The organism is Bacillus sp. AFS001701 (assembly GCF_002559405.1).
Taxonomy (GTDB): Bacteria; Bacillota; Bacilli; order Bacillales; family Bacillaceae_G; genus Gottfriedia.
Map to the genome: position 1 here is coordinate 1 of NZ_NTZO01000536.1, position 1,076 is coordinate 1,076.

Sequence of the window (1,076 nt, forward strand, 5' to 3'; positions counted from 1 at the left end):
TCTATTGAAGTAATGCTTTTTTTATAAACTAATTTTAAAATTTGTAGACTAATAGCTAATCTACTAAATAAAGATGTATCTGTAATAATTGATTTTTTCATCAATATACTAGAAAGTGAAATGAATTATGTTAGGAGGGGTCCGATTGTCGGATGCATTTATAGCACGTTCTTTAGATGAGATTCTTTTTTGGTCAAGGATCATGAAAGAGCATTCACTCTTTCTTAAATTAGGCTTTAATTGTGATGATACTGAGTTAATTCAAGAAGCAGATCAATTTTACCAAGTTTTTGAAGCAATAGGAAATAAAGCCCAATCATTTTCGCTTCAAACGGATCCTCAGCAAATTAAACAGTTTAATAATGAGGTTCATCAAGCAGCTTCTATGATTTGGGCCTATAAGCGGAAAATCCTTAACTTACTCCTTACTTGTAAAATAACGGGCAATAACTTTCCATTATTAGTTGACCATACAAGTAGAGAAGCAGCCTATTTTGCAAATCGCTTGACTGAATTAAATAATGGTCAACTCCAACCGCTACCTGCTGCAATTATCCAGGAAAATGTTTTCTTTCTAAGAATTATGGCAGACCATGCAAAATTTATCGGACATTTATTAGACCCATCAGAAAGAAAACTAGTAGATCAAGCAAGGGAATTTAGCCATGATTTTGATCAGCTTTTATATCAAGCCGTAGATTTAGAATCAATGAGACCACAATCGGAAACAGTTCCGATACTTGACCAATTCCTTGATGAAAACCGAGTATCGGTAAAATCACTTAGAGATTTTAAGAAAACAGCTCGCGACCTAATAGAAGCTTGTAGAATTAAAAGTATCATTCACCCACTGCTAGCAGACCATGTATTTAGAGAAGCAGATCGATTTTTGCATATAATTGACGCATTCGAAGCACAGTTAACAGGGAATGGGAATAGGAATATAGTACTGGACGACCATTAAGAAAGCCGCAAGTTACCAAAATAGAGACGAAAAAAGAATCTGATTAAAGATTCTTTTTTTATTGCACGTTGAAATATATAGGTTACTCATGATGGATTCATGAGTAAGTAAA

1 protein-coding gene is annotated in these 1,076 nt (G+C 33.7%); it reads left to right on the forward strand.

The window, feature by feature from the left end; all coding sequences use genetic code 11:
* Nucleotides 1–145 precede the first annotated feature (145 nt).
* Nucleotides 146–964, forward strand: coding sequence for a DUF2935 domain-containing protein (locus CN514_RS22290; protein WP_420488126.1), 819 nt, complete (start codon nt 146–148; stop codon nt 962–964).
* Nucleotides 965–1,076 lie beyond the last annotated feature (112 nt).